Origin of the sequence: Shewanella sp. NKUCC06_TVS, assembly GCF_019345515.1 — a bacterium.
Classification (GTDB): domain Bacteria; phylum Pseudomonadota; class Gammaproteobacteria; order Enterobacterales; family Shewanellaceae; genus Shewanella; species Shewanella oncorhynchi.
Genome location: NZ_JAHKQX010000048.1, coordinates 1 through 311, shown reverse-complemented (window position 1 = coordinate 311; position 311 = coordinate 1). Strand labels below are relative to the sequence as shown.

The following is a 311-nucleotide window of genomic DNA, read 5'->3' as shown; positions in this document are numbered from 1 at the left end:
CACTACCATCGGCGCGTTTGCGTTTCACTTCTGAGTTCGGGATGGGATCAGGTGGTTCCACAAGGCTATTGTCACCAAGCAAATTCTGTTTATTACCGTGTCCATCTCTGGCTCACGCTAATAATAATTCGGAAAGCTGATTTGCTTTGTTTGAGTTCAAACTTTATCAAGTATCTGTATTCTGTCTAAGGTCGCTTAGCAAAACCCATCTGGGTTGTATGGTTAAGCCTCTCGAGTCATTAGTACATGTTAGCTCAACGCCTCACAACGCTTACACACCATGCCTATCAACGTCCTAGTCTCGAACGGCT

At 45.0% G+C, this 311-nt stretch carries 2 rRNA genes; both read right to left on the bottom strand.

The window, feature by feature from the left end:
* Positions 1-79 (bottom strand): 5S ribosomal RNA (rrf, locus tag KO531_RS22260); the annotation flags it as partial.
* Between the two features lie 139 nt (positions 80-218).
* Positions 219-311 (bottom strand): 23S ribosomal RNA (locus tag KO531_RS22255); the annotation flags it as partial.